Consider the following 12,061-nt stretch of genomic DNA (forward strand, 5'->3'; position numbering starts at 1 on the left):
GCAGGCATTAGGCCCCTTGGCCCCGGCGCCCGACGCCTTGGAGAAATCCGACAAGGCCCTATTCTAATCCGGGCGGCTTCGGGGATACAAGCGCAAGGCAGATCAAGGAGGCAGGACGTATGAACGCAACCGGTATGGGCGTGCGCCGTTTCGGGCAGGTCAACTGGCTGGGGCTCTATACCCTGAGCGCCCGCGAGATCCAGCGCTTCCTTGCGGTCTGGACCCAGACGCTGGCTGCCCCCCTGGCCACGGCGGGGTTGTTTCTCGGCGTCTTTTCGCTGGCCATCGGCCCGTCGCGGGGCGAGGTGATGGGGGTGCCCTTCGTGCATTTCCTGGCGCCCGGCATCCTGATGATGACGGTGATCCAGAACGCCTTTGCCAATACCTCGTCGTCGATCCTGATCTCGAAGGTGCAGGGCAATATCGTCGACACGCTGATGCCGCCCCTGTCGCCGACCGAGCTGTTGCTGGGCTATACTGCGGGGGGCGTGGCGCGGGGGCTGCTGGTGGCGGTGGCCGTGGGGCTGTTGATGCTGACCGTGCTGGGCATGGGCATCGCGCATCCGCTCTGGGCGCTGGTCTTCGTGCTGCTGGGGTCGGCCTTCCTGTCGGCGCTGGGGATCATGGCGGCGATCCTGTCGAACAAGTTCGACCAGATGGCGGCGATCACCAATTTCATCATCACGCCGCTGAGCTTCCTGTCGGGCACCTTCTACTCGATCGAGCGGCTGCCGGTCGCGATGCAGGTCGCGACCCATGTGAACCCGGTCTTCTACCTGATCGACGGCGTGCGCTATGGCGTCATCGGCCGGTCCGACAGCTCTCCCTGGTTGGGGCTCGGGGTCTGCACCCTGGCGACCCTGCTGGTCATGGCGCTGTGCTGGCACTGGTTCCGGACCGGCTACCGGATGAAGGCCTGAGCCTTCCGCGCAGCGGTCTTGCCGGACTGGTCCCGGCCGAGGGACGCCTCTGGACGAGGGGCCGCGCCCGGGGCACCGTCTGGGGGCCTCAGGCGCTGTGCGCACCCTCGGCGAGGCCCTTCACATAGGCAAGGATCTCGGCCACGGGCTTTTTCTCCTCGACCAGCTTGACGATGGCCGAACCCACCACCGCGCCATCGGCGACCGAGGCGATGGACCGCGCGGTTTCGGGCGTGCGGATGCCGAAGCCCACGATCACCGGCAGGTCGGTCCGGGCCTTGATGCGCGCGACCTCGGGGGCGACATCGCTGGCCTCGGCCGAGGCGGCGCCGGTGATCCCGGTAATCGAGACGTAATAGACGAAGCCGCTGGTATTCTGCAGCACCTTCGGCAGGCGCTTGTCATCGGTCGTGGGCGTCGCGAGGCGGATGAAGTTCAGACCGGCGGCCTGCGCGGGCAGGCAAAGTTCGCTATCTTCCTCGGGGGGCAGGTCCACGACGATCAGCCCGTCGATCCCGGCGGCCTTCGCATCGGTCAGGAAGGTCTCGACCCCGCGCGAATAGATCGGGTTGAAATAGCCCATCATCACGATCGGGGTGGTGTCGTCGGCCTCGCGGAAGGCGCGGGCCAGATCCAGCGTCTTCTGCAGGGTCTGGCCGGCATCGAGCGCGCGTTGCCCCGCCAGCTGGATGGTCGGGCCGTCGGCCATCGGGTCGGTGAAGGGCAGGCCCAGCTCGATGATGTCGACGCCCGCGCTGGGAAGACCCTTCACGATCTCCAGCGAGGTCGCGAAATCGGGATCGCCCGCCATCACATAGGCCACGAAAGCCTTGCGGTTCTCCGCCTTCAGCGCGGCGAATTTGGCGTCGATGCGGGTCATGGGCGTCCTCCGGGCGTTGCCCGAGCGGTTTGGGCCAGCCTGCGGCGAAAATCAATGGGTCGTTTGGCGACGCGCACAGGCAGGGCACCGGCCACGCTGCAGCGCGAGGACGGCCATGTCTGGCCGGAGGGCCGCGGCTCAGCGGCCTGCGGCCAGCGCTTCGATCTGCACGCGCAGGCCGGGCAGGGCAAATCCCGCCCGTTCCAGGGCCCCCACGATTTCCGAGGTCGGGCGGCGCCCGGCCTGGGTCAGCGCCCAGATGACCGAGGACCGAAACCCGGCCCGGCAATAGGCGAAATAGGGGCCGGGCAGATCGTCCATCGCGCGGGCCTGGGCCGCGATCATCGCGGGCGTGATCGGGGCATGGCTGACGGGAATCGCCGCGAACCCCAGCCCGACCGCCTCGGCCGCCGCGGCCATTGCGGCCGAGTTCTCGGACGGGGCCACCTCCTCGTCCGGCCGGTTGCAGAGGATCGAGCGAAACCCTGCCTCGGCCAGTGCCGCGAGCGATTCAATCCCGGGCTGTGGCGCCGCCGCGAAATCGTCGGACAGCCAAACCATGGGCGGCAGGTCCAGTCCCTGGGCGATGCCTTTGAAAGTCTTTGCCATGGCTGGACTTCTCCTTCTTGGGGGAATCGTTCGTCCCCCACATTCGCGGCTTTCCGGGCAAGGTTCAATGCGCGTTCAGATCCATTTGATATGTGTCAATGCCCAAATTCTGCCATAATGCCACAGTCATGGGATTGGCCATCCGGGGGGGACCATGGCGACGCTTCACGACAGAAAGCGCCAGTTGCTGAGGCGGCTGGCCGAACTCGACGGTCGGCTGCAGGACATCGAGGCCGAGCTCGACACCCATCAGTCGAAGGACTGGGGGGAGCTTGCGGTCGAGCGCGAGGAAGACGAGGTGCTGCAGGGCATGGGCAGTTCCGGCCTGGCCGAGGCCCGGCAGATCCGCGCAGCCCTCGCGCGAATCGAAGACGGCAGCTACGGTTTTTGCGTGCGCTGCGGCGACGAGATCGCCGCAGAGCGGCTGGATCTGGTGCCCGCAACGCCATTTTGTCGCATCTGCGCGCGGTAACGGCCGCTGTATAGGACCCGCCCCATGAGCCAAACGAGCCGAACCAGCCGTATGCCAGGATTTTCCAACAACGCCGTCCCCGAAGAAACCCGCGCCCTGATCCGGGCCCGGATCGAGAGCCTTCTGACCAGCGGAGCGGTGGCCAGCCAGGTCAACCGCCAGCTCAGGACCAAAGGTTGCCACAGCCCGTGGGCCCTTGCCTCGGCCTCGGCGGGCGAGGATGATCGGGCGGCGCGCGAGACTGCGCAGACCTGCAGAAGCATGACAGGGAGACACGGATGGCGTTCGAACAACTCAAGGCAGGGATCGCTCTGATCCTCGAAGAGATCGAGAAGCGGCCCGAGGACCGTCACGTCCTGCAGGAAGAGCTGCGCGGCAAGATCGCCGAGATGCACGCGCTGGGCTTGCCGGTGCCCGAGGATATCCTGCGGCTCGAGCAGGAACTCGAGGACGACGATTCCGACGATCTCTACGACGACATGCCGGTCTGAGGCCGGACACGCTCGGGCGCGCCCGGACCGCAGATTGCGCGCCTTCCGGATATTGCGTTTCGCCTCAGGCTTGTCCCAAATGTTCCCGGGATGATCCCGGGCCTCTGCGCGCCGTCGGTGCGCCGGGTCCGGCCGGACGGGGGACCGAGCGATGACGCGTCCTGTGACAGCAGAGCATCCGGCTCCGGGCGTGGTGCGCCTGGTGCTGGACGCACCGCCCGACAACGCCCTGACCGCCCCGCTGCGCGACGCGCTGGAGGCGGCGCTGACCGCGGCGCTCGCGGCCCGCAACACCCGCGCGGTCTTGATCGCCGCGCGCGGGGCGGTGTTTTCCGCGGGTCTTCCCGATACCGATGACGAGGACGGCCGGGCCGCCACGCTGGGCGCGATCGCGGCGCTGATCGATGCGGCCGGGGTGCCGGTGGTCGCGCTCTTGCCGGGACCAGCCTCGGGCGGGGGGTGCGAACTGGCGCTGGCCTGCCATTACCGCGTCGCCGCGCGCGAGGCCGAGTTGTGCCTGCCCGACATCGCGCTGGGGCTGCCGCCGCAGGCTGGCACGACCCTGCGCCTGCCGCGTCTGACCGACCCCGCGACCGCGCTCGACATGATGCTGTCGGGGCGGGCGGTGCCGTCGGCCCGGGCGCGCCAGGCCGGGCTTTTCGATGCGGTGGTCGATGGCGATGTCGATGCGGCGGGCCTGCGCTTCGCGCTGGGGCTTCTGGCCGAACATGCGGGACCCCGGCCCGCACCGTCGCGGCCGCTGCCCGATTTCCGGTCCCTCCAGGCGGCGGTGCAACGTCTGAAGGGGGCGCTCGACCCCGACGGGCCGGTCCGCGCGCGGGGGGCCATTCTGGATTGCGTCGAGGCGGCGGCGTTGCTGCCTCCCGAGGCGGCGCTGGCCTATGAGGCGGCGGCGGTCGAGGACTGCCGCGACAGCGCCGCGCATCGCGCGCTCTGCCATCTGGCGCAGGCCGAGCGGCGGGTGCGGGACGGGATGCGGGAGGTGGTCGATCCCGGCGTCCCGCCCCGGCGGATCGGGCTTTGGGGCTGGGGGCCGGGGGCGGCCGCGCTGGGGGCGGCGCTTCTGGCGACCGGTCCGTCGGTCCGTCTGGGTGCCCCCGATGCCGCCGCGCTGGACCGCGCCATCGCCGAGGTCGAGTCGCTTCTGGATGCGGCGCGGACGGCGGCGGGCTGGGACGAGGCCACGCGGGTCCGCTATCGGTCGCGGCTGTCGGGCGGGGTCGGACCCGCCGCACTGTCGGGCTGCGACCTCTTGATCGAGGCCGGGGGCGGACGGATGAGCGACCGGCAGGCGCGGTTCCCCGATCTTGCGCGCACGGCCGCACCGGGGGCGGTGCTGGCCGCGACCGGGGTGCTGGCGAGCCCCTCGGCGCTGGGGGCTCCGGCGGGGCGCGAGGCCGACACGCTCTGGTTTCATCTGCCCGACGCGGTGCCGGGCACCCGCCTGGCCGAGATCGTGCGCTCGCCCCGCACCGGCCCGCGCGCGACAGCCGTGCTGTCCGACCTGGCGCGGCGGCTGGAGCGTCTGGTCCTTGTCTCCGAAACCGAAAGCCCGACGCTCGGGCTGTTGCTGGGCGCGCTCGATGCGGCCGATGCGACGGTCGAGGCCGGGGCCGCTCCGGCCGATGTCGATGCCGCGATGCAGGCCTGGGGCATGGCCCATGGGCCTTACCGCATGGCCGACCGCGTTGGCCTGCCGATGCTGCTGGCGCTGCGCCGGCGTCAGCCCGGCGGCGACGATCCCGAGGCGCGGCCGACGCTGATCCTGGGTCAACTGGTGCGCGAGGGGCGCGACGGCTATCTGGCCGGGCGCGGGTATTATCGGTACGGCCCCGGGGGCGCGGCCGAACCCGATCCGCAGGTGGCCGAGATCGCCGCCGCGGCCCGCGAGGTGCTGGGCGCGGTCCCGCCGCGCAGCTTTTCCCGGGCCGCGATCCAGGCGCGTGTGCTGGCCGGGATGGTGCAGGCCGGGGCGGCGATGCTGGGGCTGGGGGCAGTGCGCCGGGCTGCCGATCTGGACCTTGCGGCGGTCCATGGGCTGGGCGTCGCGCGCTGGCGCGGCGGGCCGATGCGGGCGGCCGACGAGGCCGGGCTCCTGTCGCTGCGCAAGACCCTGCGCGACATGGCGGCCGAGCGGCCGCAGGGCGGGCTGTGGGACCTCGATCCGCTGATCGCCGAGGCGATCAAGATGGGCCACGCGCTGTCACGGTCCGAGGCACCGGGCCGGGGCGCGCTCAGCCCAGCATGATGCCGATGACGACCATCATCAGCCCCACCGCTGACAAAGCGAGCGCGGCCATGTTCTGGGCCACCGCCTTTTGCAGCCGGGCGCGCATCTCGGGCTCGGGCAGGTTGGCGCCACGCGCGCTCAGCATGTTGCGGATGCACCAGACGATACCGGCCAGCCCCATCACCGACACGGCCGCTCCGGCCCAGATCAACGCGTCCATCGCATCCTCCTCCTTGGCTTGGCGCACCCGCGCCTAGTCCAACCTCTTCCGGCGCGCAAGGGTCTTGCGGCAGAGGGGGCGCTTCGCTACGTCAGGACCCCGGGCAGACAGCCGGGGCAGACAGCCCGAGCAGACAGAAGGACAAGGACCCGATGGAGATCGAGGACGAGCAGGACGACACCCGCTCTGCCGACAGCACGTACCGCGTCACCGCTGGCGAGCTGCGGCAGTTCATCGAACGGTTCGAGCGGCTCGAGGCCGAGAAGAAGGACCTCGCGGACCAGCAGAAAGAGGTGATGGCCGAGGCCAAGGCGCGCGGCTACGACACCAAGGTGATGCGCAAGGTGATTTCGCTGCGCAAGCGCGACAAGGACGACATCGCCGAGGAAGAGGCGATCCTCGAACTTTACAAGGAAGCGCTGGGCATGGCCTGACCGCGCGCCGCCCCTTTTGGGGCGGGCGTCCCGGGATCAGGCGGCGAGAAAGCGGATGCCGGGCATCGCAGCGATGGCGGCGATGTCTTCGGCATAGCGGTCGGTCAGCGTCTCGATCAGCTCGCCGGTCCAGCCCGGCAGGTCGATCTCCTCCTCCACCGCCTCGGGGATCGCGTATTTGTCGAGAAAGGCCGCGGCCGCCCGCCGCCGGGCCGCCGGGTCGAGCGCCGGACTGTCGGCCAGGAACCCGTTGAGCCGCGCAAGACCGGCCGGGGTCATGACCTTGGCAAGAACCGCGTCGCCCCCGGCAAGGTCCATGGCCCCGTCGCCTGCCGCGACCTGCATCAGATCGGGCCAGATCAGCGGCGTGTCCTCGTTGCACCAGACCGTCAGCTCGGCCCCGGGCAAGGCATTGCGGATGCGCTGGACGGTATCCTTCCACGAGAGCCGCACCGGGTCCGCGCCCGCGATGAAGGCCGCGAAGTCGCGCTCTTTCGACAGGGCGAACAGCGCCGGAACGAAGGTCGCCGGATTGCGCAGCCCGAACAGGAACGACTGGCGGGCGCCGGGAAAGAGCTGGGCCAGCCAATGCGCCTTTTCCCCCGCCATCGGATACAGCATGTGCTGCGCCAGCGCCTTCTGCGGCATGCACAGGAACGAGGGGTTGGTCAGCACCAGCCGCTTGGCTGTCTTTCCATCGAGCGCGGCCTGCAGCATCGCGGTCTGCATCTCGTCCGAGGCGGGCGCGCCGCGCAGCGCCACCAGCATCTCGCGCAGCACCGGGCGATAGCTTTGCGGATCGGGCACCGCCACGCCATGTGCGGCCAGGGTCTCGCGGTTGCGGATCAGGCTGCGCACCAGCAGGTCGTCATCCGTGCAATGCGCCCCGATGTGAAAGACGACATCCATCCTGCACCTGCCTTCTTGTCCCTGCCTTCTGGCGGTTTTTCCCCGGGCGATGCCGGGGCCAGGGCGGGCCTTTCGAGGCCTGACCCTTCTGGCAGACCCGCGCGTCCTATTCTGGACAGAAATTTCGCTTTGCGCTACCCACGGCATCATGGCTGACCAAATCACTCAAGTTAACCGGCGGCGGCCGCTCCGGCTGCGGCCCGATCCCTGGTCGGTCGGGGCGCTGGCGATCGCGGCGCTGGTGCTGCTGCCGATCCTGTCGGTGGTCGTTCTGGCGCTGACCCCCGACGAGAACATCTGGCCGCATCTGATCGCGACCACGCTGCCGCGCTATCTGACCAACACGCTGGCGATGATGGGCGGGGTCGCCCTGCTGGCCTCGGCGGTGGGGGCGGGCGCGGCCTGGCTGGTGTCGATGTACCGCTTTCCGGGCGCGCGCTGGCTGGAATGGCTGCTGCTGCTGCCGCTGGCGATCCCGGCCTATGTGGGCGCCTATGCACTGGTCGATTTCCTGGAATATGCGGGGCCGGTGCAGACCGGGCTGCGGTCGCTGTTCGGCTGGCAGAACGCGCGGGATTACTGGTTCCCCGAGATCCGGTCGCGCGGCGCGGCCGTGCTGGTGCTGTCGGCGGCGCTTTATCCCTACGTCTATCTGCTGGCCCGCGCGGCCTTCCGCGAACAGTCGGGCGCGGCCTATGAGGTGGCGCGGGCGCTGGGGGCGGGGCCGGTTGGGCTGTTCTGGCGGGTCGGCCTGCCGCTGGCGCGACCCGCCATCGCCGCGGGCGCGGCCATCGCGATGATGGAGACGGTGAACGATTTCGGCGTGGTCGAGTATTTCGCGGTGCAGACCCTGACCGCCGGGATCTTCTCGGTCTGGCTCGAGGGGGGCAATGCCGGGGGCGCCGCGCAGATCGCGGGGGTGATCCTCGCGGTGATCCTGGCGCTGGTCGCGCTGGAGAAGGTCAGCCGCCGGAACCTGCGGTTTCATGCGCTCGGCCGGCATCACCGCCCGCTGGTCCCGGTGCGGCTGGAAGGTGTCGCCGGATGGGCCGCGACGCTGGCCTGCGCGCTGCCGGTCGCGTTCGGTTTCGCGCTGCCGGTCGGGGTGATCCTCAGCCACGCGTTGGCCAATGCCGAGGGCTGGGCCGATCCCGGGCTGATCCGGGCGCTGCTGCACACGCTGACGGTGGGCGGCATCGCCGCCGTGCTGACCGTCGCGGCAGGGCTTTTCCTGGTCTATGGCGTGCGGCTGACCGGCCGGACGCTGCCCCGGATTCTGTTGCCGGTCACCACCATCGGCTATGCGGCGCCCGGCGCGGTGCTGGGGGTCGGGCTCTTGATCCCGATGGCCGCAGCCGACAATGCGCTGGCCGATGGCTGGCTCTGGCTCTTCGGCGCCGATCCGGGGCTTTTGATGACCGGGTCGGCCTTTGCCATCGTCTATGCCTATGGGGTGCGTTTCTTCGCCATCGCGCAGGGCGCGGCCGACGCCGCGATGGGGCGGATCGCGCCCAGCTTGCCGATGGCCGCGCGGTCGCTGGGCCGGACCGCGCGCGGCACGCTGACATCGGTGTACCTGCCGCTGATCCGGACCTCGATCGGCACCGCGCTGCTTCTGGTCTTCGTCGATTGCGTCAAGGAGCTTCCGGCGACGCTGCTGCTGCGGCCCTTCAACTACAACACGCTGGCGACGCGGGTCTATGACAAGGCGAGCCTCGAGAACCTCGGCGACGCTTCGCCCGCGGCGCTTCTGGTCTGTCTGGTGGGGCTCGTTGCGGTCGGGTTGCTGGCGCGCGCCAACCGCTGAGCGTTTGGTCCCGAGGGGTCAGGCCGCAGCCCGGGCGGCCGACACATCGGGCGCGCTCCGGGCCGCCGCGGGCAGGCCCGCCGCCTGCAGCATCGTCATATGCGGCGGCCGTGTGCCCGCCAGCGTCACCGCCATCCCCTGATCGAGCGCCTTGCGCACGAAGCCCGTCAGGCTGTGCGCGCCGGTCATGTCCAGCAGCGGCACATCGGCCATGTCGAGGATCAGGTGGCGCGGCCGCGCCGCGATCCGGTCGAGCACGCTTTCGATCACCGGGGCCGAGCCGAAGAAATAGGCTCCGGTCAGGCGCAGCACCACGGTCTGGCGGCTCTGGCCGCGATCCTCGGGACGGCTTTCGGTGTCGGTCTCGTCCAGCATCGCGTCGACCCCGCTCATCTGGGCCAGCCGGTGCAGGAAGACCAGCGCACCCAGCGCAAGGCCGGTCACGATGGCCTCGGTCAGATCGCGCAGCACGGTCATCGCGAGCGTCGCCAGCAGCACCACGACCTCGGCCCGGGCGGTGCGTGCAAGCGTCCGGATCGCGCGAAGGTCGATCATGTGCAGCGAGACCGACACCAGCACCCCCGCCAGCGCCGCCAGCGGAATGGCCGAGGCGAGCGGCGCCAGCAGCAGCACCATGCCCAGCAGCGCCAGCGCATGGATCATGCCCGCGACCGGCCCATGGGCGCCCGCGCGCACGTTGGTGGCGGTCCGGGCGATGGTGCCTGTGACGCAAAAGCCTCCGAAACAGGCCGAGGCCATGTTGGCCGCGCCCTGTCCGATCAGTTCGGCGTTCGACCGGTGCCGCCGCCCGGTCATCGAATCCGCGACAACGGCCGACAGCAGCGACTCAATCGCGCCCAGAAGGGTGAAGGCCAGCGCGTCGGGCAGGACTGCGCGGATCTTGTCGAGCCCCAGCGGCGGCAGATGCGGCGCGGGCAGGCTGGAGGCGATGCCGCCATAGGCGCTGCCGATGGTGGGCACCGGAAGGTCGAACAGCCACACCGTCAGCCCCGCCAGAGCGATCGCCATCAGCATGCCCGGAACGCGCGGCGCATAGCGGCGCTGGGCGAGGATGAAACCGAAGGTGCCGATCCCCATCGCCAGATCCAGAAGGCTCAGCGTCGGCAGCGCGGCCCAGAGCGCGGGGATCTTTTCGAGGAAGGGGCCGGGTTCGGGGCCGTCGAGGGTCAGCCCCAGAAACGGTCGCATCTGGCTGGCGAGGATGATGACGCCGATCCCGGCGGTGAAGCCCACGGTGACCGGGTAGGGGATGAACTTGACGAAACTCCCCAGCCGGAGCGCGCCGGCCAGGGCGAGGAAGATCCCCGACAGGAAGGTCGCAAGCGCCAGCCCGTCCAGCCCATGGCGCTGGACCGTCGCCAGCACCAGCACGATGAAGGCCCCCGCCGGGCCGCCGATCTGGAACCGGCTGCCGCCCAGCGCCGAGACCAGAAAGCCGCCGACGATGGCGGTGATCAGGCCGCGATCCGGCGGCACGCCCGAGGCGATGGCGATGGCCAGCGACAGGGGCAGCGCCACCACCGCCACGGTCAGCCCGGCCACCAGATCGGCGCGGAAGGCGCGCAGCCCGTAGCCCTCGGCCAGAACGGTCAGTAGCTTCGGGGTGAATTGCAGCATCGGGCCGCTGGTTGGGGTCATCGTCTGCCTCCGTCGGTCTCGGGTCGCGGCACCAACGAACGGCCCGCGCCCGAAGAGGCGCGCCCGGCAAGGCGGTGTCATGAGTCGCGGCGCAGTCTACTCCCGATCCGGGGGGCGAATGCGACCGCTTTCTTGCGTTGCCTCTGGCAACGAGGTCCGCTGACCGGCAGCCGTGGGCCAGGGGCACGGGGGACGACAGGGGCGACCGCCGCGTCCGGGGCCGGGCGGGTCAGTCCTTGCGCGGGCCGACATTGGCGGCGAAGGCTCTGTCGAAGGCCGCCTTCTGTTCGGGGCGCGCCTCGGTCTGATGGGCAGCCTTCCACTCGGCATAGGGCATGCCATAGAAGGCCTCGCGCGCCTCGGCCTCGGTCAGTGCGACGCCGCGCTCGGCGGCGGCCTCGGCCATCCAGCGCGACAGGCAGTTGCGGCAGAACCCGGCCAGGGTCATCAGGTCGATGTTCTGGACCTCGGGCCGGTCCTCCATCAGGTGGCGCCGGAGCCGCCGGAAGGCGGCGGCCTCGATTTCGGTGCGGGTGGCGTCGTCCATGGGGGGTCTCCCTTTGCGGTGGGCGGGCGGCGTTCAGGCGCCGGTCTCGGCCAGTGCGGCCGTCAGGATCGGGGCCAGCCGCGCGCCCCAGGCGGCCTGATCGGCGGGCGAGGCGATGACGTCGTTGCGCAGCTCGATCAGCACGTTCGGCCGGCCGAAGGCCTCGGCATGGCGGTCGACGGAATCGCCCGGCAGATGGCCGCCATAGGGCTCGTTCTCGCCCACGCAAAGATCGGGCTCGGCGCGCAGCCGCGCGATCAGCGGCCGGGCCAGCCGGTCGTCGGCGGCATGCAGGATGCCGATCTGCCAGGGTCGGGGCGGACGCCCCTTCAGTTGCGGCGTGAAGCTGTGGATGTCCAGCAGGACCGTATCGGGCCGCCGCGCCGCAAGCCGCGCGACCTCGGTGTGATAGGGCCGCCAGAAGGTCCGGATGCGGCGGTCGATCTCGGCCTCGGCGATGGCGCGGTTCGCGGGGATCACGGTGCCGTCATAGACCCGCATCACCAGGGTCGGGTCGTCCTCGCCCCGGTTCGGGTCGATCACCAGCCGCGAGAAGCGGCTGAGCACCAGCGGCGCATCGAGCGCCTCGGCCACCGCCCGGGCCACGCCGGCGGCGCCCGGGTCCCAGGCGATGTGGCGGACCATGTCGGCCGGCGAGATCCCGAGGCTGCCGCCGTTCACGCAGGGCGGCACGATGTTGGTGGCATGATCGCAGGTGACCAGCCAGCGTCCCCCGCGCGCCTCGCCCACGGTCTCGAATGGCCGGTCGTTCATCGACATGTCACCTTTTCGCGTCACATCCTTTTGCGCAGACCCTTACACAGGTGCCAGTTGTCTCGCCGAGGGCTTCGGCCTAGAAGGA

At 70.4% G+C, this 12,061-nt stretch carries 13 protein-coding genes; 6 read left to right on the forward strand and 7 right to left on the reverse strand.

Going from position 1 to position 12,061, the window contains the following annotated elements; translation table 11 throughout:
- Positions 1-119 precede the first annotated feature (119 nt).
- The gene (locus C8N38_RS05215) at positions 120-920 is read left to right on the forward strand and encodes an ABC transporter permease (protein ID WP_245895518.1); all 801 of its coding nucleotides are present in this window, start codon (positions 120-122) and stop codon (positions 918-920) included.
- A gap of 88 nt (positions 921-1,008) precedes the next feature.
- Here the strand turns inward: C8N38_RS05215 and trpA are convergent, their stop codons facing one another.
- Together trpA and C8N38_RS05225 are read right to left on the reverse strand one after the other, a co-directional pair.
- Entirely contained in the window at positions 1,009-1,800 is a 792-nt protein-coding gene (gene trpA / locus C8N38_RS05220) for a tryptophan synthase subunit alpha (RefSeq protein WP_108024645.1), read from the reverse strand.
- Positions 1,801-1,938: 138 nt separating this feature from the next.
- A complete protein-coding gene (locus tag C8N38_RS05225; protein ID WP_245895521.1) occupies positions 1,939-2,409 on the reverse strand; it encodes a protein tyrosine phosphatase family protein in 471 nt (156 codons plus the stop codon).
- 154 nt (positions 2,410-2,563) lie between these two features.
- Here C8N38_RS05225 and C8N38_RS05230 point away from each other — a divergent pair, with 154 nt between their 5' ends.
- The 3 genes from C8N38_RS05230 to C8N38_RS05240 all read left to right on the forward strand — a co-directional run bounded on the left by C8N38_RS05230 (position 2,564) and on the right by C8N38_RS05240 (position 5,641).
- Positions 2,564-2,881: a TraR/DksA family transcriptional regulator gene (locus C8N38_RS05230; protein WP_108024647.1), complete on the forward strand. Its 318-nt coding sequence runs from the start codon at positions 2,564-2,566 to the stop codon at positions 2,879-2,881.
- 278 nt (positions 2,882-3,159) lie between these two features.
- Positions 3,160-3,372, forward strand: coding sequence for a hypothetical protein (locus C8N38_RS05235; protein WP_075785068.1), 213 nt, complete (start codon positions 3,160-3,162; stop codon positions 3,370-3,372).
- A 151-nt stretch (positions 3,373-3,523) separates the two neighbouring features.
- The gene (locus tag C8N38_RS05240) at positions 3,524-5,641 is read left to right on the forward strand and encodes an enoyl-CoA hydratase/isomerase family protein (RefSeq protein ID WP_108024650.1); all 2,118 of its coding nucleotides are present in this window, start codon (positions 3,524-3,526) and stop codon (positions 5,639-5,641) included.
- On the opposite strand, the gene C8N38_RS05245 is transcribed toward C8N38_RS05240, so the two are convergent.
- Positions 5,628-5,843 (reverse strand): hypothetical protein, encoded by a 216-nt coding sequence (locus C8N38_RS05245; RefSeq protein WP_075785070.1) that lies wholly within the window; start codon positions 5,841-5,843, stop codon positions 5,628-5,630. The two genes, C8N38_RS05240 and C8N38_RS05245, sit on opposite strands and share 14 nt — an antisense overlap.
- Before the next feature lie 152 nt (positions 5,844-5,995).
- Between C8N38_RS05245 and C8N38_RS05250 the strand changes: the two genes are divergently transcribed.
- Positions 5,996-6,277: a DUF2312 domain-containing protein gene (locus tag C8N38_RS05250; RefSeq protein WP_075785071.1), complete on the forward strand. Its 282-nt coding sequence runs from the start codon at positions 5,996-5,998 to the stop codon at positions 6,275-6,277.
- 36 nt (positions 6,278-6,313) lie between these two features.
- Here the strand turns inward: C8N38_RS05250 and C8N38_RS05255 are convergent, their stop codons facing one another.
- Positions 6,314-7,186 carry a hypothetical protein gene (locus C8N38_RS05255; RefSeq protein ID WP_108024652.1) on the reverse strand — a complete coding sequence of 291 codons (873 nt, stop codon included), beginning with the start codon at positions 7,184-7,186 and terminating at the stop codon, positions 6,314-6,316.
- A 148-nt stretch (positions 7,187-7,334) separates the two neighbouring features.
- Between C8N38_RS05255 and C8N38_RS05260 the strand changes: the two genes are divergently transcribed.
- Positions 7,335-8,993, forward strand: a complete 1,659-nt coding sequence (locus C8N38_RS05260) for an ABC transporter permease (protein ID WP_108024654.1) — start codon at positions 7,335-7,337, stop codon at positions 8,991-8,993.
- An 18-nt stretch (positions 8,994-9,011) separates the two neighbouring features.
- On the opposite strand, the gene C8N38_RS05265 is transcribed toward C8N38_RS05260, so the two are convergent.
- The 3 genes from C8N38_RS05265 to C8N38_RS05275 all read right to left on the reverse strand — a co-directional run bounded on the left by C8N38_RS05265 (position 9,012) and on the right by C8N38_RS05275 (position 11,973).
- On the reverse strand, positions 9,012-10,652 hold the full coding sequence (locus tag C8N38_RS05265; RefSeq protein WP_108024656.1) for a SulP family inorganic anion transporter: 1,641 nt from the start codon (positions 10,650-10,652) through the stop codon (positions 9,012-9,014).
- A gap of 229 nt (positions 10,653-10,881) precedes the next feature.
- Complete coding sequence (locus C8N38_RS05270) at positions 10,882-11,199, reverse strand: DUF1244 domain-containing protein (RefSeq protein ID WP_108024658.1); 318 nt, start codon at positions 11,197-11,199, stop codon at positions 10,882-10,884.
- Positions 11,200-11,232: 33 nt separating this feature from the next.
- Positions 11,233-11,973 (reverse strand): N-formylglutamate amidohydrolase, encoded by a 741-nt coding sequence (locus C8N38_RS05275; RefSeq protein ID WP_245895523.1) that lies wholly within the window; start codon positions 11,971-11,973, stop codon positions 11,233-11,235.
- Between the last annotated feature and the right edge of the window lie 88 nt (positions 11,974-12,061).

It is taken from the genome of Rhodovulum kholense (assembly GCF_003053725.1).
Lineage (GTDB): Bacteria > Pseudomonadota > Alphaproteobacteria > Rhodobacterales > Rhodobacteraceae > Rhodovulum > Rhodovulum kholense.

Coding starts and splice junctions, on each gene's coding strand:
- C8N38_RS05215 (WP_245895518.1), top strand. CDS start 120: ATGAACGCAACCGGTATGGGCGTGCGCCGTTTCGGGCAGGTCAACTGG.
- trpA (WP_108024645.1), bottom strand. CDS start 1,800: ATGACCCGCATCGACGCCAAATTCGCCGCGCTGAAGGCGGAGAACCGC.
- C8N38_RS05225 (WP_245895521.1), bottom strand. CDS start 2,409: ATGGCAAAGACTTTCAAAGGCATCGCCCAGGGACTGGACCTGCCGCCC.
- C8N38_RS05230 (WP_108024647.1), top strand. CDS start 2,564: ATGGCGACGCTTCACGACAGAAAGCGCCAGTTGCTGAGGCGGCTGGCC.
- C8N38_RS05235 (WP_075785068.1), top strand. CDS start 3,160: ATGGCGTTCGAACAACTCAAGGCAGGGATCGCTCTGATCCTCGAAGAG.
- C8N38_RS05240 (WP_108024650.1), top strand. CDS start 3,524: ATGACGCGTCCTGTGACAGCAGAGCATCCGGCTCCGGGCGTGGTGCGC.
- C8N38_RS05245 (WP_075785070.1), bottom strand. CDS start 5,843: ATGGACGCGTTGATCTGGGCCGGAGCGGCCGTGTCGGTGATGGGGCTG.
- C8N38_RS05250 (WP_075785071.1), top strand. CDS start 5,996: ATGGAGATCGAGGACGAGCAGGACGACACCCGCTCTGCCGACAGCACG.
- C8N38_RS05255 (WP_108024652.1), bottom strand. CDS start 7,186: ATGGATGTCGTCTTTCACATCGGGGCGCATTGCACGGATGACGACCTG.
- C8N38_RS05260 (WP_108024654.1), top strand. CDS start 7,335: ATGGCTGACCAAATCACTCAAGTTAACCGGCGGCGGCCGCTCCGGCTG.
- C8N38_RS05265 (WP_108024656.1), bottom strand. CDS start 10,652: ATGACCCCAACCAGCGGCCCGATGCTGCAATTCACCCCGAAGCTACTG.
- C8N38_RS05270 (WP_108024658.1), bottom strand. CDS start 11,199: ATGGACGACGCCACCCGCACCGAAATCGAGGCCGCCGCCTTCCGGCGG.
- C8N38_RS05275 (WP_245895523.1), bottom strand. CDS start 11,973: ATGAACGACCGGCCATTCGAGACCGTGGGCGAGGCGCGCGGGGGACGC.